This is a genomic window from Streptomyces sp. NRRL S-646 (genome assembly GCF_000720765.1).
Taxonomy (GTDB): Bacteria; Actinomycetota; Actinomycetes; order Streptomycetales; family Streptomycetaceae; genus Streptomyces.
The window spans coordinates 310,418-329,036 of record NZ_JODC01000001.1 but is presented as its reverse complement, the minus strand read 5'-3'; the positions used below and the strand labels follow the sequence as shown (position 1 = coordinate 329,036).

Below are 18,619 nucleotides of genomic sequence, written 5' to 3'. Positions count from 1 at the left end.
CCGTCCGCCGAAGTCGCCCTTTCCTCCCCGCCCGTCCGGTGCTTGTCTCGGTATCCGGACTTTCCTTCCAGACTCCTGGAGTTGCTGCCATGACCCTGCTGACCACCTGGTCCGAGTCCGGCCCCGAGACCCTCGTGCGCCGCACCGCGGACCCCGCCGAGATCGCCGAGGCGCTGAGGCCGCTCGGTGTGCGCTACGAGCAGTGGCCGATCCGTGCGGACGTCCCCTTCGACGCCGACAGCGAGACGGTGTTCGCCGCCTACGGCCCAGAGATCGACAAGCTGAACGCCGAGGAGGGCTTCACCACCGTCGACGTCCTCGGCCTGCACCCCAGCGACGACCCGGAGTTCCCGACGAAGGCGAAGGCGGCCCGCGAGAAGTTCCTGCAGGAGCACACCCACGACGACGATGACGAGGTCCGCTTCTTCGTCTCCGGCTCCGGCATCTTCTATCTGCACGTGAACGGCGAGGTGCACGCGGTCTTCTGCGAGAAGGGCGACCTGCTGGGCGTGCCGCGCGGCACCACGCACTGGTTCGACATGGGCACGAAGCCGTCGTTCACCGCGATCCGGTTCTTCCACGAGGAGGACGGCTGGATCGGGAACTTCACCGGGTCCACGATCGCCTCGCGGTTCCCGGACTACGACACGATCGCGGCGGGGTACGCGGCGGACAAGGGTGCGGTGTGACCCTGCACTACGACGTGGACGCCGTGGTGCTCGACATCGAGGGCACCACGAGCGCCACGGGCTTCGTCGTCGACGTCCTGTACCCGTACTCGCGCTCCCGTTTCGCCGAGCTGCTCTCCGAGCGGGCCGGTGATCCGGAGGTGGCGCGGGCGGTGGCCCAGGTCCGCGAGGAGCTGGGCGACCCGACCGCCGACCACGCCCGCATCGAGAAGACGCTCAACAGCTGGCTCGACGAGGACCGCAAGGCCAGCCCGCTGAAGACCCTCCAGGGCGTCATCTGGTCCGAGGGCTTCGCGCGCGGCGACCTCGTCTCGCACTTCTACGACGACGTCGTCCAGGCGCTGCGGACGTGGCACGCGGCGGGCGTGCGCCTGTACGTCTACTCGTCCGGCTCGGTGGCCGCCCAGCGGGCGTGGTTCGCGTCCAGTCCGGCGGGCGATCTGCTGCCGCTGGTCTCGGGCTTGTACGACACCGAGAACGCGGGCCCCAAGCAGGAGCCGGAGTCCTACGGCCGTATCGCGGGCGCGGCCGGCATCGCGCCGGAGCGGCTGCTGTTCCTGTCCGACCGGCCCGGCGAGCTGGACGCGGCCCGCGCGGCGGGCTGGCACGCCGTCGGGATCCGGCGGCCCGGGGAGCCGTACTACGCGCAGGGCGTCGGGGACCACGCGCAGGCGGGGGCGTTCGACGAGATCACCATCAGCACCACCGGGAGCACCATATGAGCGACGGCATCACAGCACTCGACCTCGAGGAGGCGGGGGCGGTCCTCGCCGCCGAGTCCGCGCGTTTCGCCTCCTTCGGCTGGATGCGGGGCACGTCCGGGAACCTCTCCGTGGTCCTGACCCGCGATCCGCTGCGGCTCGCGGTCACGGCCAGCGGCCACGACAAGGGCGAACTGACGCCCGCGGACGTGGTGCTGGTGGACGGCCTGGGCGCCGCCGTGCAGGGCGGCAAGCCGTCCGCGGAGGCCGAGCTGCACGCGCGCGTGGCCGCGCTGACCGGCGCAGGTGCCGTGGTGCACGTGCACACGGTCGCCTCGGTGGCGATGGGGCGGCGCGAGCCCGGCGGGATCGTCTTCAGGGACCTGGAGATGCTCAAGGGGGTGGGGCAGCCCGCGCACGACGTCGAGGTGACGCTGCCCGTCATCGCCAACAGCCAGGACATGAAGGTGCTCGGGGACCGGCTGGAGGCGGCGCGCGATCCGCGGATGCCGGCGGTGGTCGTGGCCGGGCACGGGCTGTATGTGTGGGGAACGGATCCCCGGCAGGCCCGGCACCACACCGAAGTGGTGGAGTGGCTGCTGGAGTTGGAGCTGACGGGCTGCTAGGACGGAGGAAGGGCTCCCCGGCCTCGGGGAGCCCTTCCGTTCCTGCTCCGGCCTCGGGGCGCCCGTCCGTTCCTACTTCAGCCTGTCTCCTGGGAGTTCGCCGGCCGACACCTCAAGCACGCCCCGCTCGGTCACCAGCCCGGTCACCAGTCGCCCCGGTGTCACGTCGAACGCCGGGTTGTGCCCGCGCGACTCGGCGGGCGCGACCCGCACCCCGCCCCACTCCAGCACCTCGGCCTCGCCACGCAGTTCGATGTGGATGTCGTCGCCGGTCTTCGTCGCCAGGTCCACGGTCGTCGTCGGCGCCGCCACAAGGAACGGGATCCCGGCATCGGCGCTGGCGAGGGCCACGCCCACGGTGCCGACCTTGTTCGCGGTGTCGCCGTTGGCCGCGATGCGGTCGGCGCCGACGATCGCCGCGTCGACCTCGCCGCGCAGGATGGTGCCGGCCGCCGCCCCGTCAGCCTGGACGTAGTGCGGGATGCCTTCCTGGACCAACTCCCAGGCAGTCAGACGTGATCCCTGCAACAGAGGGCGCGTCTCGTCGGCGTAGACGAGCTCGAGCCGTCCACGGGCGTGCAGTTCGCGGACGACGCCCAGTGCCGTGCCCCAGCCGGCCGTCGCCAACGCGCCCGTGTTGCAGTGCGTGAGGATGCGCAACGGCCGCTCCACGCCGACCCGTTCGAGCAGCCAGTCGGCGCCGAACGCGCCCATCGCACGGTTGGCCTCGACGTCCTCGCGCTGGACCGCTGCGGCCTCCTCCAACACCGCCTCCAGGCCCTCCTCGAAGCGGGCCATGACCCGGTCCACGCACACCATGAGGTTCACGGCGGTGGGCCGGGCCTCACGTATACGAGCGACGGCCGCGCGCGTCTGCGCCTCGGACCAGCCCTCCCGCTCGCCCTCCAGGAGCGCGAGCGCGACACCGTACGCGCCCGCCGCGCCGATCGCGGGTGCGCCGCGCACCACGAGGCGCTGGATCGCGTCCACCAAAGCGTCCACATCGCGGACGTTCCTGGTCTCGGTACGGTGCGGGAGCAGGGTCTGGTCGATGAGCGCGAGGCCGGTTCCGGTCCAGTCGACGGCGCGCAGTTCCTGGGACATTTCGGGGCACTCCTGATGATCCGGTGGTCCTCGTCACCGTACATGACCTGGGAGAACCACAGTTCGAGACAGTCGCGCAGGTGTCTGGAAACGGGTGTTACAGTCCAGCACCCAGTCCACTCACCGAGACGAAGGAGGATGTCGTGCTGCTGACCAAGCGCCGCTTCCTCGACTTCTGCCGGTGTGCCGGCGACGGCTGTCGACGCTGACCCGTCCCCTCGGCGTTCCCCCGTCCACCCTTCACACGCCCCTGCCCGGGCGTGCTCTGCCGTACCCCGGAAGGTCCCCCGATGCTCCGCAGATCCCGTCGCACCCTCCAAGTCGCCGCCGCCACCGCGGTCCTGGTCACCGCAGCCACCGCGTGCAACGCAGCCGCGAAGAACGACGCCTCCTCCGGCTCCGCCAAGAGCAGCGGAAAGTCGTTCACGCTCGTCACGCCCGACGCCGTCGGCCAGAACGAGTTCCTCAAGCTCGCCGTCACCGGCGTAAAGGCCGCGGCCGAGCAGCACGACGGCTCGCAGAAGGTGTACGAGTCGACCGACACCGCCTCCCAGCAGCAGAACGTGCAGGCCGCCGTGGAGGCGAAGCCGGACGTCATCGTGCTGGTCGGCTTCGAGTTCGCCGACCTCGTCGCCCAGCAGGCCAAGGCGCATCCCAAGCAGCAGTTCCTGATGATCGACGCCTGCACGACGAAGACGTACAAGAACGTCAGCTGCGCCGTCTTCCGGGAGCACGAGGGTGTCTACCTCGCGGGCGCCGAGGCCGGTCTGCTGAGCAGGTCCGGCAAGGTCGGCGCGGTGGATGTGCTCGACACGCCCCAGTTCCGGCGCTACAGCGACCCGTTCGCGGCCGGCGCGAAGAAGGTCGCGGCCAAGACGCAGACCTCCACCCGCTTCGTCGGCGGCCAGTCCCCCTTCGACGACTCCGCGCGCGCCAAGGAGCAGGCCGACTCGCTGCTGTCCAAGGGCTACGACCAGCTCATGGCGGCCGCCGCGGCCGGCAACTACGGCGTCTTCGAGGCCGCCAAGGCCAAGGGCGCCTTCGCGTACGGCGTCGACGTCAACCAGTGCCCCTCGGCGCCCGGCACGGTCGTCGACAACGTGATCAAGCGCACCGATGTCGCCGTGGAGAAGGGCATCGACACCGTCCTCGGCGGCAAGGCGGGCACGACCGTCTCGTACGGCCTGAAGGAGGGCGGCATCAGCCTCACCGGTCTGGAGGCCGGCGTCGGCTCCTCCAAGTGCGTGATCGCCGACCACAAGGACGTGCTGAAGAAGGTCGAGGCGCTGCGCGACCAGATCGTCGCCGGGAAGCTGAAGGTCGATGACCCCGCCGCGAGCTGACGCGGCTGAGGACACGGGCCTCGACGGCGTCGCGGTCGAGCTGCGGGGAATCACCAAGCGGTTCCCCGGCACGCTCGCCAACGACGCCGTCGACCTGACTGTCCGCCGCGGCGAGATCCACGCCCTGATGGGCGAGAACGGCGCCGGCAAGTCCACCCTCATGTCGGTCCTGTACGGCATGGAGCGCCCGGATGCCGGGACGATCCGTATCGACGGTCGGGACGCACACTTCGGCAGCCCGTCCGACGCCATGGCCGCCGGGCTCGGCATGGTCCACCAGAGCTTCAAGCTGTTCGACTCGCTGACGGTCGCCGAGAACGTCGTCTACGCCGCCGAGCCGCGCCGCTTCGGCCTGGTGGACCGGGCCGCGGCCCGGCGCCGGGTGCGTGAACTCGCCGAGGAGCACGGCCTGGTGGTCGATCCGGACGCCCGGGTCGGCGAGCTGCCGGTCGGGCTGCGGCAGCGCGTGGAGATCCTGAAACTGCTGCACCGCGGCGCCCGTACGCTCATCCTCGACGAGCCGACCGCCGTGCTCACTCCCGCCGAGGCGGACGCCCTGTTCGCGGTGCTCAAGTCCCTTGCCGCACAGGGCCGTTCGGTCGTCCTCGTCACGCACAAGCTGCGCGAGGTGCTGGAGGGCAGCGACCATGTGACCGTGCTGCGGGACGGCCGGGTGGTGGCCCGGCTGGTCACCGCGGAGACCTCCGCCGACGAGATCGCGGCCGCGATGACAGGCCGCGCCGTCGAGTTGGACCGCATCCACGCGCCGGGCACACCGGGCGAGGTCGTTCTCGACGTCTCCGGTTTGGCCACGGACGCCGTGCACGACGTCGAACTCGCCGTCCGGTCCGGGGAGATCGTCGGTATCGCGGGCGTCGCGGGCAACGGGCAGAGCGAACTGGTCGAGGCGCTCGCCGGGCTGCGCCCGGTCACGGCCGGGCGGGTGACTCTGAACGCCCAGGACATCACGCACGCCTCGGCGACCGAACGGCGACTCAAGGGACTGGCGTACGTGCCAGAGGACCGCCATGCGGTCGGTACGGCACCTGCCGCGTCCGTCGCGGACAACCTCGCGATGGGCCATCACCGTACGTCCCTGTCGTCCCGCGGCCTGCTGCCGCCGGCGTCCGTGCGGGAGCATGCGAAGCGGCTGATCGAACGGTTCGGCATCAAGGCGGCCACGCCCGACGTGCCCGCGACGGCGCTGTCCGGCGGCAATCTGCAGAAGCTGCTGATCGGCCGCGAACTCGCCCACGACGCACCGCTGTTGCTCGTCGAGCAGCCCACGCGCGGCGTCGACATCGGCGCGATCCAGAACATCCACGACCAGCTGATCGCCTACCGCGACGCCGGCCACGCGGTACTCCTCGTCTCGGCCGAGCTGAGCGAGATCCGCGGCCTCGCCGACCGGGTGCTCGTCATGTACGAGGGCCGGGTCACGGCGTCGTACGGGAAGGACGAGGCGGACGAACGGTCGCTGGGGCTGGCCATGGCGGGCTCTGCCGCCCGGGCCGGTGGAATCTCACACACCGCTGACGGGTCGCCGCACACCAACGCTGAGGCCACCGACTGACATGAACAACCGGATATCCGGAGCCCTCCGCTCCCCCATCACCTTCTCCGTCCTCGCGGGCGTCCTCATCGGCGCGCTCTTCCTCGTCGGCACCGGCGCCGACCCGATCACCGCCTACGGCGCGGTCCTCACCGGCTCGCTCGGCGCCGACGGCATCGGTTCCACGCTCACCACGGGCACCAGCGTGCTCGGCATGGCACTCGCGCTGGCGATCCCGTTGCGGGCCGGGCTGATCAATCTCGGCGGCGACGGGCAGATGGTGCTCGGCGGCATCACCGCGGCCGTGACCGGCCTGTACTCCCCGCTGCCCGCGCCCCTCACCGTCGTCCTCGCCCTGCTCGCGGGCATGGCGGCGGGCGCCGCGTACGCCGTCCTGGCCGCCCTGTGTGAGAACCACCTCGGCGTCCCGCTGCTGGTCAGCAGCCTGCTGCTCAGTTACCCGGCGGTCTCGCTCGCCTCCTACCTGGCGCGCTACCCGCTCAAGGAGCCGGGCTCCAGCCTCCCGCAGACCCGTGCGCTGCCGGACGGGGTGGCACTGCCCGCGTTCGGTGCATCCACTGTGACCTTCGGGCTGGTTCTCGTCGTCCTCGCGGCGGCCGCGTACTGGTTCACGGATCGGCGCACAAGGATCGGGTACGAGATACGGATGACGGGTCTGAACGCGCGCTTCTCGGCGTACGCGGGCGTCGAACGCCGGGGCCTGACACTGAAGTTGATGTCCGTCTCGGGTGCACTGGCCGGACTCGTGGGCGCCATCGGCGTGTTGAGCTTCCCTTACCGCTTCGTGGACGGCTCGCTCACCGCACCCGGCTACACCTGGACGGGACTCACGGCCGCGCTGCTGGCCGCCGCGGCCCCGCTCGGCACGCTGATCGCCTCCTTCTTCTTCGCCGTCCTCCAGGTCGGCGGTCTGGCGATGGAGCGGACGACCGAGGTGCCGCGCGAGCTGACGCAGGTGCTGCAGGCGATCGTGATCGTGTTCCTGGCGGCCCGGCTGAGCTTTCCGCGCCGCAAGGCCAAGGAGGCCGTGTGATGTTCTTCGACTCCGATCTCCTGATGTCGGCGCTGCGTGCCCTGACCCCGATCCTGCTGGCCGCGCTCGGCGGTGCCCTGTGCGAGCGGGCGGGGGTGTTCAACATCGGCCTCGAGGGCATGATGCTGATGGGCTGCTTCACCTCCGTGACGACCAGCTGGTTCACCGGCAGCGCCTGGCTGGGCGTGCTGGCGGCGGCCCTCGCCGCCGCCGCGTACTCGCTGATTCTGGCCGTCGGAGCCGTCACCCTGCGCGGAGACGCGGTGGTGCTGGGAATCGCCATGAATCTCCTGGCAGTCGGCCTGACGAGCTTTCTCCTGCGTACGGTCTTCGGTGTTCAGGGCACCTTTGACGATCCGTCACTGTCCGGGCTGCCGCTGGTCGGTGGCCTCACGCCGCTCGCGTATCTGGCGTGGGTGGCGGTCGGTGTGGCCGCGGTGATGCTGTCACGGCATGTGTGGGGCCTGCGGCTGCGCGGGGTCGGCGAGGCGCCCGACGCGGCGGCGACGCTGGGGGTGAGCCCGGCGAGGTACAAGTACGCGGCCGTGCTGGTCTCGGGCGTACTGTGCGGTCTCGCCGGTGCCCAACTCGCCCTCGGCAACGTCACGTTGTTCTCCGAGAACATGACGGCGGGCCGCGGCTGGATCGCCGTGGTGGCGGTCATGCTCGGCCGTGCCGCACCCGTGGGCGTGCTCCTCGCGGCGCTCCTGTTCGGCCTCGCGGAGGCGGCCGGTTTCCGTCTCCAGGGCCTCGGGCTGCCGCAGCAGGCAACCGACGCCGCGCCCTACGTCGTCACGCTCGGCGCCCTGTTCCTCACGACGGCCCGCCGTCGCCGTACCCGTCCCTCCTCCGGAGCCGCCGTATGACCCAGGACCTGCTGCCCGTCACCCGCATCCCGCGCACGGGGCTCCCGGCGCATGCGGTCGTCGTCGGCGACCCGGCCCGCGCGGCCGCCGTCGCCGCGCTCCTCGACGGCGCGGAGGAGGTGTCGTACCACCGCGAATACCGTGTGTTCAGCGGAAGCTGGAAGGGACTGCCGGTCGTCGTCGCCTCGCACGGGGTGGGCGCGCCGGGAGCGATCCTGCTCTTCCAGGAGCTGGCGGACGCAGGGGTGCGCGCCATCCTGCGGTTCGGTACGGCGGGCGCGATGAAGCCGGGCATCGGCGACGGCGACCTCGTCATCGCGGAGGCGGCCGTACGGGACGACGGGGTCACCCACCAGCTCCTGCCGCCGGAGTACCCGGCGGTCTCCTCCCCCGAGGCGGTCCTCGCGCTCCAGCGCGCCGCACGCGAGGCGGGCGCCCCGCACCACCGGGGCATCGTCTGGACACGGGCGGCCTTCCAGCCGGGCCTGCTCCCGCTCTTCTCCTACGACGGTGCGGGGCTCGCCGCCATCGAGATGGAGCTTTCGGCGCTGCTGGTGACGGCCTCGCTGCGCGGGCTGGTGGCGGGCGGTGTGCTCGTCGTCGACGGGGCGAACGCGGACGAGCTGGTGGACGAGGAGGGCACCAGCGTCTACGACCCGCACCGGGAAGTGGTCGTGGCCGGTGTCGAGCGGGGCGCGGTCGTCTCGCTGGAGGCGCTGCGGCTGCTGGCGGAGGCGAACGAGCTGTGAACCGCGAACACACTGTGAACATCGACCTGTTGGTGCACGGTGGCGACGTCCTGACCGTGGACGAGGCAGGAACGGTCGTTCACAGGGGGGCGGTCGCCGTGCACGAGGGCGAGATCGTCGCCGTCGGTCCTGCCGAGGAGCTGTGTACGCGGTTCACAGCGGCCCAGGCCATTGACGCCGCGGGCTGTCTCGTGCTGCCCGGCCTCGTCAACACGCACACCCACCTCGCGATGACGCTGCTGCGCGGCCGCGCCGACGACGTCACCCTGCAGGGCTTCCTGGAGCGGGTGCTGAAGTGGGAGGCCGAGCTGCTGACTCCGAAGAACGTGGCGGCGGCGGTCCGGCTGGCGGTGGCGGAGAGCGTGCGGGCGGGGGTGACGTCGGCGCTCGACATGTACTGGTTCCACGAGGCCGCCGAGCAGGCCGCCCGGGAGGCCGGCTGGCGACTGCACTCCGGCCCCACCTTCATGGACGTACCCGACCCGGCCGACGGCATCGCCTACGAGGACCGGATGCGGTGGGCCCGCCGGGACCTGGAGGCGCGTGGCCCGGCCCGCGCCGGTCGGCGTCCCGTCGTCTTCGCGCACTCCGCCTACACCCTCTCCCCCGACCAGCTCACCGAAGTCGCCGCCCTGGCTCGGGAGTTCGGGGCCTTGCTGCACATCCACGCCGCCGAGAACCCGACCGAGGTCGCCACGGTCGAGGTGCGGCACGGCAAGCGCCCGGTCGAACTGCTCGACTCCCTGGGCGTGCTCGGCCCGGACGTGCTGCTCGCGCACGCCGTGGACCTGACCGGGCCCGAGATCGCGACGCTGGCCCGCACCGGCACCTCGGTCGCGCACTGCCCGGTGTCGAACCTGAAGCTGGGCTGCGGGATCGCGCCGGTGCCGCGGCTGCTGAGCGCCGGGGTGACCGTCGGTCTCGGCACGGACGGCGCGGTCAGCTCCAACACCCTTGACCTGCTGGCAGTGGTGCGGCAGGCCGCGCTGGTCCACAAGGCGGGCGGCGACCCCACGACGGTCGGCGCCGAACAGGCCGTGCGCATGGCGACGATCGAGGGCGCCCGCGCCCTCGGCCTCGACGTGCATCTGGGATCCCTGGAACCGGGCAAGCGCGCGGACCTGATCGTGCTGGAACTCGACCGGCCTCATCTCACACCCCGCCACGACGTGTGGTCGACGCTGGCCTACGCCGCCCAGTCCTCCGACGTACGGGACACGATCGTCGACGGACGCATCCTGATGCGCGACCGCGCGCTCACCACCCTCGACGAGGCCGCAGTCCTCAAGGCCCTGTCGGACCTGGAGGCCCTGGCATGACCGTCACCCGAGGCTTCACCGGCCACTTCCCCGCCGGCGACCGCGATCCGCGACTGGCGCCCGGACAGTACGACGCCCGCGACTCGTGGCCCGTACTGTCCGCCGAGGTCACCGCTCGTCTCACACCCGCCGACTGGACGCTCCGCGTCGAGGGCCTGGTGGCCGAGGAGCGCATCTGGTCCTGGGACGAGGCGCACGCGCTGCCGCGGTCCGGGTACGAAGGCGACATCCACTGCGTCACCGGCTGGTCGAAGTTCGGGGTGCGGTTCGGCGGGGTGTCCCTGGACACGTTCCTCGGCTGGCACGCCCCCATCCCTTCGCGACGCACGCCGTCGCGTACGCGCACACCGGGTACACCACCAACCTGCCGCTGTCCGACCTGACGGGCGGACGCGCATGGATCGCCTGGGAGTCCGACGGCGAGCCACTGGCGCCCGAACACGGCGGCCCGGCCCGGCTGCTGGTGCCGCATCTGTACTTCTGGAAGAGCGCCAAGTGGATCGCGGGCCTGACGCTCCTCGACCACGACGAGCCGGGCTTCTGGGAGCAGAACGGCTATCACGCGCGCGGCAACCCCTGGAACGAGGAGCGGTACGCCGGTGATTGAGAGCACGACCGGGACCTTCACTCCTCCGACCCGGTTCGCCGTCCCGGGACGGATCGCCGTGAGCAGCCGCGCCACGGCCACCTGGCAGCCGGCCCGCTTCGTCGAGATCCGCCGCGAGACGCCACGCGCGTCAACGTTCCGGTTCGCCGTGCCGGACTGGGCGGGCCAGCTGCCCGGCCAGCACCTGATGCTGCGCCTAAGGGCCGCCGACGGTTACGTCGCCCAGCGCCACTACTCCATCGCCTCACCGCCCGACGACAGCGGTCACATCGAGCTCACCCTGGACCACGTCGAGGGCGGCGAGGTGTCCGGATGGTTCCACCAGGTGGCCCGGCCCGGGGACACCGTCGAGGTGCGCGGTCCGCTCAGCGGGTTCTTCGCCTGGCCCGGCGACCGGCCGCCCTGCTGCTCGGGGCAGGCTCCGGCGTCGTACCGCTGATGTCGATGGTCCGCCACCACCGTCTGCGCCGGCTGACCGTCCCTCTGCGTCTGCTGGTCTCGGCGCGCACTCCCGAGGACCTGATCTACGCGAACGAGTACGGGGACGAGACCACCATGGTCTTCACGCGCAGCGCCCCGCCCGGCATGCGCGTCGGCCGCCTCTCGGCCGCCCACCTCGAACCATGGCTGGCGCAGTCCCCGGCACGTCGTGGTCGCGGAGCGCCACACCGGACGGCTGGGGGCCGTGGGAGCGGTACTCGGCACCGGCGGCACGGGGTGCGGTCACGCTCCTCTCTCGTTCGCGCTCACCCATCTGCGTCATCACCTGGGATGCCGACGGGATTCGCCCGTGGGTCACGGCAATGAAGCCCGACGTCCTCGGCGACGGCTCGGACTGGGAGAACCTCTCCCCCGATCTCAACCCGATCCTCGTCGAGGCTCTGAACGGCCTGACGCGCACGGTGAACCGCAACAACACGATCTCGGCCGGCTGTGAGAAAGGAACAGGTCGTCGGCGTGCTCCTGGCGCTGCGCGACACCAGAATCCGGATGGACGCCGAGGCGCTTCAGGGCTGGGCTCTTGCACACGGGCGGGCCGGTAAGAACCCGGAGAAGCACGCACGGTACGTCCGGGACATCAACAACGGAAAGCGCCCGCGAGCCCGGCAAGTGCTCCGCATCGACTACATCGACGAGCCCGCGAGTGTGACGACCAGGAGGGTGCGGGCGGGCGAGTCGCCGGTGAGCCGGCAACGGTGGGGGATGTCGCCCCGGTGGTGTGCGCTCTGGCCGGCCGTCAGGCGGATGGGTTCCTGCCCGCGCAGTTCGAGGTCGACCTCGCCTTCGAGGACGTAGACGAAGTCCTCTCCCGTGTGCTCGAACCACGGGCGCTCGCCCTGTCCCGGGTCGAAGTGCTGCTCGTACGCCTCCATGACGTCGCTTCGGCCGCCGGGGATGAGTACATGGGCGACCTGCCCGGCGGTTTCGCTGACGCGGATGACCTGGGGGTCCTCCTCGTGGGCGACGGTGTCGGCGACGCTGGAGGGGCGCAGGAAGATGCCCGGCGGAAGGCCCAGGGCTTCGGCGATGCGGTAGATCGAGGTCAGGCTCGGGGTGGTCAGGCCGCGCTCCAGCTGGCTGAGGAACGGCTGGGAGAGGCCCGAGCGGGCCGCGAGTTCGGCCATGGGAACGCCCAGGCGCTTGCGGTGACCGCGGATCACGGATCCGACGGCCAGGGCTTCCGGAGTGGGGTCGGGGCGTCGCACGGGAGCGACGGTAGCGCAGTCGGGCGAGGCGGCCGGATGGGGTCCGACTGAGGCTGTTGGAGGTTTCATACCGCCGACATGCTGCGGCAATAAACCACGCGAATTATTGACGACGTCAATATCGCGTGGTGAGAGGAGTCCGGTCATGGCGCACACGGCACGGCCGGCCGGCCGCCGGGAGGTGGCGTCGCCGGGGCAGCCGGTCCGCCGGCGGCGGGCGGTTGTGCGGTCGCGGGCGCTCGGCTCCGCCGCGGCGCCGCTCGCCTCGGCGGCCTTGGTCCTCGTCCTGTGGTGGGCCGCCGCGCGCGGCGCCGTACTGGGCGCCGGGCTGGTCCCGACGCCGTGGCAGACGCTGCGGGAGGCGCACGCGATGTGGGCCGACGGCACCCTGACCGCCGACCTCCGGGCCAGTCTGGCGCGGGCCGGGCAGGGCTTCGCCTACGGGGCGTCGGCCGGGATCGCGGTCGGGTTCCTGACCGGGCACCGGCCCGGCGTCGCGGCCCTGGTGGGTCCGGTGATGTCGTTCCTGCGGCCGATCCCGGCCATCGCCCTCGTACCGCTGATCACCGCCTGGTTCGGCATCGGCGAGCAGGCCAAACACCTGGTCATCGCGTACGCCGTCTTCCTCGCGGTGTGGCTGTACGTCCACGACGGCGTCGCCCGCGTCCCGGCCGACTACCTGCGCGCCGCCCGCACCCTCGGTGTCCCGGCGTGGCGACGGCTGACGGAGGTGCTGCTGCCGGCCGCCGCCCCGTCGGTCGTGGCGGCCCTGCGCTACGGCGCCGGACTGGCCTTCCTCGCCCTGGTGGCCGCCGAGTTGGGCGGGGCGCAGAGCGGGATCGCCTACCGGCTCCAGGTGGACGGGCAGTTCCTGCGCACCGACCGCATGTTCGTCGGGCTGATCGAGCTCGGCCTGCTTGGTCTTGCCGCCGACGCGCTCATCAGTTTCGCCGGCCGTCGTCTCGTCCACTGGAGCACGTCATGATCCGTCTGGAGGGGGTGGAAGTGCGCTACGGCGGCGCCCTCGCCGTCGAGACCACCGACCTGGAGTTCGCTGAGGGCTCCTTCACCTCGCTGCTCGGGCCGACCGGCTGCGGCAAGTCCACGCTGCTGAACGTCGTCGCCGGTTTCGTGCCGCCGTCGGCCGGCCGGGCGCTGATGGACGGCGTGCCGGTCATCGGGCCGGGCCCCGACCGGGGCGTGGTCTTCCAGCACTACGCGCTGCTGCCCTGGTTCACCGCGCGCGGCAACGTCGAGTTCGCCCTCAAGCGCTTCGGTCTGTCACGCGCCGAACGCCGGGCCCGCGCCTTGCGCCACCTGGACGACGTCGGCCTCGCCGCTGCCGCAGAGAAGTACCCGGCGCAGCTGTCCGGCGGCATGCGGCAACGGGTCGCGCTGGCCCGCGCGCTGGCCGCCGAGCCCCGAGTCCTGCTGATGGACGAGCCGTTCGGCGCGCTCGACGCCATCACCCGGCGCCGTATGCAGCAGCTGCTCTCCGAGCTGTGGCAACGCACCGGCACCACCGTCGTCTTCGTCACCCACGACGTCGACGAAGCGCTCGCCCTGTCCCAGCGGATCATCGTCATGGCCGCCGGACCCGGCCGCGTGACCGCCGACCACCGTCTGGACGGCACCTCGCAGTCCGACCTCCTCCCCCGCATCGTCGCCCAGCTCGACGCCGGTGCCGACCACGGTGTCGGTCCGGACGCCGAATGACCCGCCTTCGCCCAGGAGTTACCGTGCACATCCGCCTGCCCAGATTCCTCTCCGCCGTGGCCGTGATCCCGGCGCTGCTCCTCACCGCCTGCTCGGGAGCAGCGGACGCCAAGTCGACGCCCGCCACCCGGGCCACCACCCAGGTCACCATCGCCGGCAGCGACTATCTCGGCGGCGCCCCCGTCTACACCGCCACGCAGGACAAGCGGTGGGCCGCGAACGGGCTCACCCCGAAACTCCAGTCGTTCGGCACCGGTCGCGACGCGCTCAACGCCGTCCTCGGCGGGCAGGCCCAGTACGGCGTGGTCGCCGTTCTCGGCCGCGGACCCGGTCCACACACCGAACACGCTCGACACCGCCGCGCCCGGCTTCGCCACGGCCCTCGCCGACACGGTGGCGGAACTGCACGGCTCGGGCACACCGCTGGACGCCCGGCTCGGTGACCACCAGTACGTCGTCCGAGGCGGCGAACGCATCGCGATACCGTGCGGTTCGAACAGGCTCGGCGTGTGGAACGTGATCGAGCCGACGTGGGACGCGGTGAGCGGGGCGTACACGCAGGTGCCGTTCGGATCGAGCCACCTGCAGGCCGTCGGCTGGGACGGCAGCGGCTGCCCGGTGGCCCGCACCCTGCTGACGTACTCCCAGTCGTCGAACCCGGACTCGCCGCACTACAGCGACCAGACCCGGTTGCTGTCGGCTGAGAAGTGGGTGACGGCCCGCTTCTGCGAGAAGGACGTCCTGTCGTCCCCCGCGCTGCGGGTGATCCGGGTCGGCAAGCACCGCTGACCGCGGGAGGGCCCTGTCCCGCGCCTCCCGCGTGGGACAGGGTTCACCCCCACATCAGGCTCCCGGAGCGCATCGGCCCACCCGTGAACGCGTCCAGGAGGATCCGCTCGCCCAGCGGCCGGTGCAGTTTCACCGTCTTCTCCGCGCCCAGCAGCTGGGCAGTGCAGGGACCGTCCTTGGTTCCGACGATCGACGCGGCCAACACGACGCTGTCGTGCGTCTCCAGGACGTCCACCGCGGGACCGTCGTCGCAGGCTCCATGAGCGGCGAGCACGGTGACGGTCCGGCCGTCATCGCTCACCCCCACCAGGCGCTGGACCGGCCACAGTTCGTCGCTGGGAGACTGGGCCGCCGGTGCGATCGGAGGCTTGGGCGGCTTCGACGGACCGACGGCCACCCGCTTCAGCGGAGTGTCGTAACCCTTGAGCGTGAACAGCCAGGCCGGGACGGTCGCCGGGCCGCGGCTGGTGGCCACGGTCGTCTCGCCCAGCCTGGCGCCTGTCACGGTGAGATGGGGACCGTCGTTGGAGCCGCGGGCCACGCTGTCGTACGCCTTGCGTGCGCCCATCAGCGGCAGGGTGAGCGAGCGGCCGTCGTCCCAATTCACCACGCCGTTGCGGTCCGGGGCGCCGGGGAGGGCGGTGCGCAGCACGAAGTTCTGGGTCGTGTACGCCCGTTTGTCGGCGTCGCTGTGGAAGGCGCCCTCGGGCAACTGGATCACGTCGCCCATGGGGTAGTAGCCCTGCGCCCACACATGCGCGGCCTTGGAGCCGTGCCAGGCATCGGCGACCGCACGAGCCCGGGCCGACGAGCCGCTGTGGCTCACGGCCTTCTCGCTGCCGCAGCCGACGGCGACAGCGCCTCCCACGGTGCACAGGGCGAGTGCGGCCAGCAGTTTTACGGCGCGTGCGGTGTGCCTGCGCATGGGTCCCCCAGGGCTGATGGTGACGGTGACGAACGCGGTGCCGTTCCTGTGACGCGCCGGCACCGCGCCGCGTTCGATCCGTCCGCCGTCCGCCGCTCCCGGGGTCACACGGGGCGGGTGCGCCCCTCCCAGTACGGGTCCCTCAGCCGCCGCTTGTACAGCTTCCCGTTGGGGTCGCGGGGCATCTCGGCGATGAAGTCGACGCTCTTGGGCCGCTTGTAGCCCGCGAGTTGCTCGGCGCAGTGGTCGAGGACCGAGGCTGCCAGGGCGGGGCCCGGCTCATGGCCCGGGGCCGGTTCGACGACCGCCTTGACCTCCTCGCCCCAGTCGTCGTGCGGGATGCCGAAGACGGCGGCGTCGGCGACGGCGGCGTGGGCGAGCAGGGCCGACTCGATCTCGGCCGGGTATATGTTGACCCCGCCCGAGATGATCATGTCGATCTTGCGGTCACGGAGGAAGAGGTAGCCGTCCTCGTCGAGGTAGCCGAGGTCGCCGACGGTGAAGTAGTCGCCGATTCGGTTCTTCTTCGTCTTGGCCTCGTCCTTGTGGTAGGCGAAGCCGCCGGTGTTCATCTTCATGTAGACGGTGCCGAGTTCGCCGGGCGGCAGCCGGTTTCCGTCGTCGTCGAAGACCGCGAGCTCGCTGATGGGCCAGGCCTTGCCGACGGTGCCGGGTTTCTTCAGCCAGTCCTCGGCGGTGGCGAAGGCGCCGCCGCCCTCGCTGGCCGCGTAGTACTCCTCCACGCTGTGACCCCACCAGTCGATCATGGCCCGCTTCACGTGGTCGGGGCAGGGGGCGGCGCCGTGGATGGCGTGCCGCATGGACGAGACGTCGTACGAGTGACGCACGTCCTCCGGGAGCGCGAGCAGGCGGTGGAACTGGGTCGGGACCATGTGGGTGTGGGTGCATTTCTCACGGTCGATCAGCCGAAGCATCTGCTCGGGCATCCACTTGTCCATCAGGACCAGACGGTGGCCGATGTGCAGGGAGGCGCCCGCGAACTGGAGTACGGCGGTGTGGTAGAGCGGGGAGCAGACGAGGTGGACGTTGTCGTCGTACGGCTTGATGCCGAAGATGCCGAGGAAGCCGCCGAGATAGGCCTCCTCGGGGGCTTTGCCGGGCAGCGGGCGGCGGATGCCGCGGGGGCGGCCGGTGGTGCCCGACGTGTAGTTCATGACCCAGCCGAGCTCGCGGTCCGTGGGCGCCGACTCCGGTTGTCCGTCGAGGAGTTCGGGGTACGGGCGGAAGCCCTCGACCGCGCCGACGGCATACCGGTGGGTGGCCGGGAGGCCGGCCTCGTCGGCGGCGTGGCGGGCGGGGCCTGCGAACCGTTCGTGGGAGATGAGCACCTTGGCGCCGGAGTCGGCGACGATCCAGCCGATCTCCGGGCCGACGAAGTGGTGGTTGACCGGGACGAGATAGAAACCGGCCTGGCTGGCGGCCAGATACGCGGTGAAGAACTCGATGCCGTTGGGCAGCACGACCGCGAAGGCGTCGCCGCGTTCCAGTCCGGCGGCGCGCAGGCCGTGCACCAGACGGTTGGCGGCGGCGTGCAGGCGTCCGGCGGTCCACTGCTCGCCGTCGGGTGCGACCAGGACCGGGCGGTCGGGGTCGGCGGTGGCCTGGGCCCAGAATCCGGCCGGGGGCGTACTCGTCGTGCTCGTCATTCACCGCTCCTTCCGGCGATGCGGTTGATGCGGTCGACGGCCTGCTCGAAGCCGCGGGTGAGGTCGTCGAAGACGGCCTGGACGCTGCGTTCGCTGGTCATCCGGCCGACGATCTGGCCGACGGGGGTGCCGAGCAGGGGTTCGACCTCGTACTTCTGGATGCGGGTGAGGGCGTCGGCGACCAGCAGGCCCTGCAGGGGCATGGGGAGGGTGCCGGGTCCGGCCGGGTCGTCCCACGCGTCGGTCCATTCGGTACGGAGCTGGCGTGCGGGTTTCCCGGTCAGCGCGCGGGAGCGGACGGTGTCGCCGGAACCGGCGGCGAGCAGTTTCCGCGTCACCGCGGGCGAGGACATGTCTGCCTCGGTGCAGGTCAGCCACAGGGAGCCCAGCCACACGCCCTGCGCGCCGAGGGCGAGCGCGGCGGCCACCTGCTGCCCGCTGCCGATGCCGCCGGCCGCCAGGACGGGCAGTGGATCGACGGCGTCGACGACCTCGGGGGTGAGCACCATGGAGGCGATCTCGCCGGTGTGACCGCCTGCCTCATACCCCTGGGCGACGACGATGTCGATGCCGGCTTCCTGGTGCTTGGCGGCGTGCCGGGCGCTGCCCGCCAGGGCCGCGACGAGGACGTTGTGCTCGTGGGCACGGGCTACCACGTCGGCGGGTGGGGAGCCCAGGGCGTTGGCGAGCAGCCGGATCGGATAGTCGAAGGCGACGTCGAGCTGGCCCCGGGCGACCTGCTCCATCCACCCGGTGATGCGCCAGCCGGACGCCTCGCCCTCGGCCAACTCCGGGACGCCGTACTTGGCGAGGGTGCCCTTGACGAACTGCCGGTGCCCCTCGGGGATCATCGCCTCGACGTCGGCCTCGGTCACGCCTTCGACCTTTTTCGCGGGCATGACGACATCGAGGCCGTACGGCCTGCCGTCGACGTGCGCCTCCACCCAGTCGAGGTCGCGTTTGAGCTCGTCGGGGGCGGTGTAGCGGACCGCGCCGAGCACTCCGAAACCGCCGGCCCGGCTGATGGCCGCGGCGACGGCGGGGAACGGCGTGAAGCCGAAAATGGCGTGCTCGACTCCCAGTTTCTTGCTCAGCTCCGTCTGCATGGGCGCAGAATGCCGCAGTCCTCCGGCCGACGGAAGAGCTTTCCTGATACACCGTCAGATTTATTGGCCAGCGGGCCTTGTTGACATGCTTCACCGCCGA

General features: G+C 71.5%; 16 protein-coding genes and 3 pseudogenes. 14 read left to right on the top strand and 5 right to left on the bottom strand.

What is annotated here, in order from left to right:
• Positions 1-89: 89 nt before the first annotated feature.
• From IH68_RS0101600 to mtnB, 3 genes are read left to right on the top strand one after another with little or no spacing between them, the layout of a single operon-like run.
• A complete protein-coding gene (locus IH68_RS0101600) occupies positions 90-689 on the top strand; it encodes a 1,2-dihydroxy-3-keto-5-methylthiopentene dioxygenase (protein WP_030927128.1) in 600 nt (199 codons plus the stop codon).
• The gene (gene mtnC / locus IH68_RS0101595; RefSeq protein ID WP_030927126.1) at positions 686-1,411 is read left to right on the top strand and encodes an acireductone synthase; all 726 of its coding nucleotides are present in this window, start codon (positions 686-688) and stop codon (positions 1,409-1,411) included. Before IH68_RS0101600 ends, mtnC begins: the two co-directional genes overlap by 4 nt.
• Positions 1,408-2,016 (top strand): methylthioribulose 1-phosphate dehydratase, encoded by a 609-nt coding sequence (gene mtnB / locus IH68_RS0101590; protein ID WP_030927124.1) that lies wholly within the window; start codon positions 1,408-1,410, stop codon positions 2,014-2,016. The genes mtnC and mtnB overlap by 4 nt, the downstream gene beginning before the upstream one ends.
• Before the next feature lie 72 nt (positions 2,017-2,088).
• On the opposite strand, the gene mtnA is transcribed toward mtnB, so the two are convergent.
• Positions 2,089-3,120 carry an S-methyl-5-thioribose-1-phosphate isomerase gene (gene mtnA, locus IH68_RS0101585; protein ID WP_030927121.1) on the bottom strand — a complete coding sequence of 344 codons (1,032 nt, stop codon included), beginning with the start codon at positions 3,118-3,120 and terminating at the stop codon, positions 2,089-2,091.
• A 290-nt stretch (positions 3,121-3,410) separates the two neighbouring features.
• On the opposite strand from mtnA, the gene IH68_RS0101580 reads away from it, so the two are divergent.
• The 8 genes and pseudogenes from IH68_RS0101580 to IH68_RS49475 all read left to right on the top strand — a co-directional run.
• Entirely contained in the window at positions 3,411-4,463 is a 1,053-nt protein-coding gene (locus tag IH68_RS0101580) for a BMP family ABC transporter substrate-binding protein (RefSeq protein WP_030927118.1), read from the top strand.
• A complete protein-coding gene (locus tag IH68_RS0101575; protein ID WP_051833066.1) occupies positions 4,444-6,036 on the top strand; it encodes an ABC transporter ATP-binding protein in 1,593 nt (530 codons plus the stop codon). The genes IH68_RS0101580 and IH68_RS0101575 overlap by 20 nt, the downstream gene beginning before the upstream one ends.
• A gap of 1 nt (position 6,037) precedes the next feature.
• Positions 6,038-7,069, top strand: a complete 1,032-nt coding sequence (locus IH68_RS0101570; protein ID WP_037884429.1) for an ABC transporter permease — start codon at positions 6,038-6,040, stop codon at positions 7,067-7,069.
• Positions 7,069-7,935, top strand: a complete 867-nt coding sequence (locus IH68_RS0101565; protein WP_030927112.1) for an ABC transporter permease — start codon at positions 7,069-7,071, stop codon at positions 7,933-7,935. Before IH68_RS0101570 ends, IH68_RS0101565 begins: the two co-directional genes overlap by 1 nt.
• Entirely contained in the window at positions 7,932-8,684 is a 753-nt protein-coding gene (locus IH68_RS0101560; protein ID WP_030927110.1) for a nucleoside phosphorylase, read from the top strand. The genes IH68_RS0101565 and IH68_RS0101560 overlap by 4 nt, the downstream gene beginning before the upstream one ends.
• 14 nt (positions 8,685-8,698) lie before the next feature.
• Positions 8,699-10,003 carry an amidohydrolase gene (locus IH68_RS0101555; RefSeq protein ID WP_030927108.1) on the top strand — a complete coding sequence of 435 codons (1,305 nt, stop codon included), beginning with the start codon at positions 8,699-8,701 and terminating at the stop codon, positions 10,001-10,003.
• Positions 10,000-10,610, top strand: a pseudogene (locus IH68_RS49480) (sulfite oxidase-like oxidoreductase). Before IH68_RS0101555 ends, IH68_RS49480 begins: the two are co-directional and overlap by 4 nt.
• A pseudogene (locus IH68_RS49475) lies at positions 10,606-11,252 on the top strand (FAD-binding oxidoreductase); the annotation flags it as partial. The pseudogenes IH68_RS49480 and IH68_RS49475, both read left to right, overlap by 5 nt.
• A 482-nt stretch (positions 11,253-11,734) precedes the next feature.
• Here IH68_RS49475 and IH68_RS0101540 read toward each other — a convergent pair.
• A complete protein-coding gene (locus tag IH68_RS0101540) occupies positions 11,735-12,316 on the bottom strand; it encodes a helix-turn-helix domain-containing protein (protein ID WP_030927106.1) in 582 nt (193 codons plus the stop codon).
• A 145-nt stretch (positions 12,317-12,461) separates the two neighbouring features.
• Between IH68_RS0101540 and IH68_RS0101535 the strand changes: the two genes are divergently transcribed.
• The 3 genes and pseudogenes from IH68_RS0101535 to IH68_RS0101520 form a co-directional block, all read left to right on the top strand.
• Positions 12,462-13,301 (top strand): ABC transporter permease, encoded by an 840-nt coding sequence (locus IH68_RS0101535; RefSeq protein WP_078912267.1) that lies wholly within the window; start codon positions 12,462-12,464, stop codon positions 13,299-13,301.
• Positions 13,298-14,032, top strand: a complete 735-nt coding sequence (locus IH68_RS0101530) for an ABC transporter ATP-binding protein (RefSeq protein ID WP_051833063.1) — start codon at positions 13,298-13,300, stop codon at positions 14,030-14,032. The genes IH68_RS0101535 and IH68_RS0101530 overlap by 4 nt, the downstream gene beginning before the upstream one ends.
• 309 nt (positions 14,033-14,341) lie before the next feature.
• Positions 14,342-14,821 (top strand): annotated as a pseudogene (locus IH68_RS0101520) (penicillin acylase family protein); the annotation flags it as partial.
• Positions 14,822-14,864: 43 nt separating this feature from the next.
• Here the strand turns inward: IH68_RS0101520 and IH68_RS0101515 are convergent.
• From IH68_RS0101515 to IH68_RS0101505, 3 genes are read right to left on the bottom strand one after another with little or no spacing between them, the layout of a single operon-like run.
• A complete protein-coding gene (locus IH68_RS0101515; protein WP_234341145.1) occupies positions 14,865-15,854 on the bottom strand; it encodes a hypothetical protein in 990 nt (329 codons plus the stop codon).
• Entirely contained in the window at positions 15,851-17,413 is a 1,563-nt protein-coding gene (locus tag IH68_RS0101510) for an acyl-CoA synthetase (protein WP_030927094.1), read from the bottom strand. The genes IH68_RS0101515 and IH68_RS0101510 overlap by 4 nt, the downstream gene beginning before the upstream one ends.
• Positions 17,410-18,519 (bottom strand): NAD(P)H-dependent flavin oxidoreductase, encoded by a 1,110-nt coding sequence (locus IH68_RS0101505; protein WP_030927092.1) that lies wholly within the window; start codon positions 18,517-18,519, stop codon positions 17,410-17,412. The genes IH68_RS0101510 and IH68_RS0101505 overlap by 4 nt, the downstream gene beginning before the upstream one ends.
• Positions 18,520-18,619: the final 100 nt, after the last annotated feature.

Bases quoted from the DNA above. Each gene is read 5' to 3' on its own strand.
- IH68_RS0101600 (WP_030927128.1), top strand. From the start codon at position 90: ATGACCCTGCTGACCACCTGGTCCGAGTCCGGCCCCGAGACCCTCGTG.
- mtnB (WP_030927124.1), top strand. From the start codon at position 1,408: ATGAGCGACGGCATCACAGCACTCGACCTCGAGGAGGCGGGGGCGGTC.
- mtnA (WP_030927121.1), bottom strand. From the start codon at position 3,120: ATGTCCCAGGAACTGCGCGCCGTCGACTGGACCGGAACCGGCCTCGCG.
- IH68_RS0101580 (WP_030927118.1), top strand. From the start codon at position 3,411: ATGCTCCGCAGATCCCGTCGCACCCTCCAAGTCGCCGCCGCCACCGCG.
- IH68_RS0101575 (WP_051833066.1), top strand. From the start codon at position 4,444: ATGACCCCGCCGCGAGCTGACGCGGCTGAGGACACGGGCCTCGACGGC.
- IH68_RS0101570 (WP_037884429.1), top strand. From the start codon at position 6,038: ATGAACAACCGGATATCCGGAGCCCTCCGCTCCCCCATCACCTTCTCC.
- IH68_RS0101565 (WP_030927112.1), top strand. From the start codon at position 7,069: ATGTTCTTCGACTCCGATCTCCTGATGTCGGCGCTGCGTGCCCTGACC.
- IH68_RS0101560 (WP_030927110.1), top strand. From the start codon at position 7,932: ATGACCCAGGACCTGCTGCCCGTCACCCGCATCCCGCGCACGGGGCTC.
- IH68_RS0101535 (WP_078912267.1), top strand. From the start codon at position 12,462: ATGGCGCACACGGCACGGCCGGCCGGCCGCCGGGAGGTGGCGTCGCCG.
- IH68_RS0101530 (WP_051833063.1), top strand. From the start codon at position 13,298: ATGATCCGTCTGGAGGGGGTGGAAGTGCGCTACGGCGGCGCCCTCGCC.
- IH68_RS0101510 (WP_030927094.1), bottom strand. From the start codon at position 17,413: ATGACGAGCACGACGAGTACGCCCCCGGCCGGATTCTGGGCCCAGGCC.
- IH68_RS0101505 (WP_030927092.1), bottom strand. From the start codon at position 18,519: ATGCAGACGGAGCTGAGCAAGAAACTGGGAGTCGAGCACGCCATTTTC.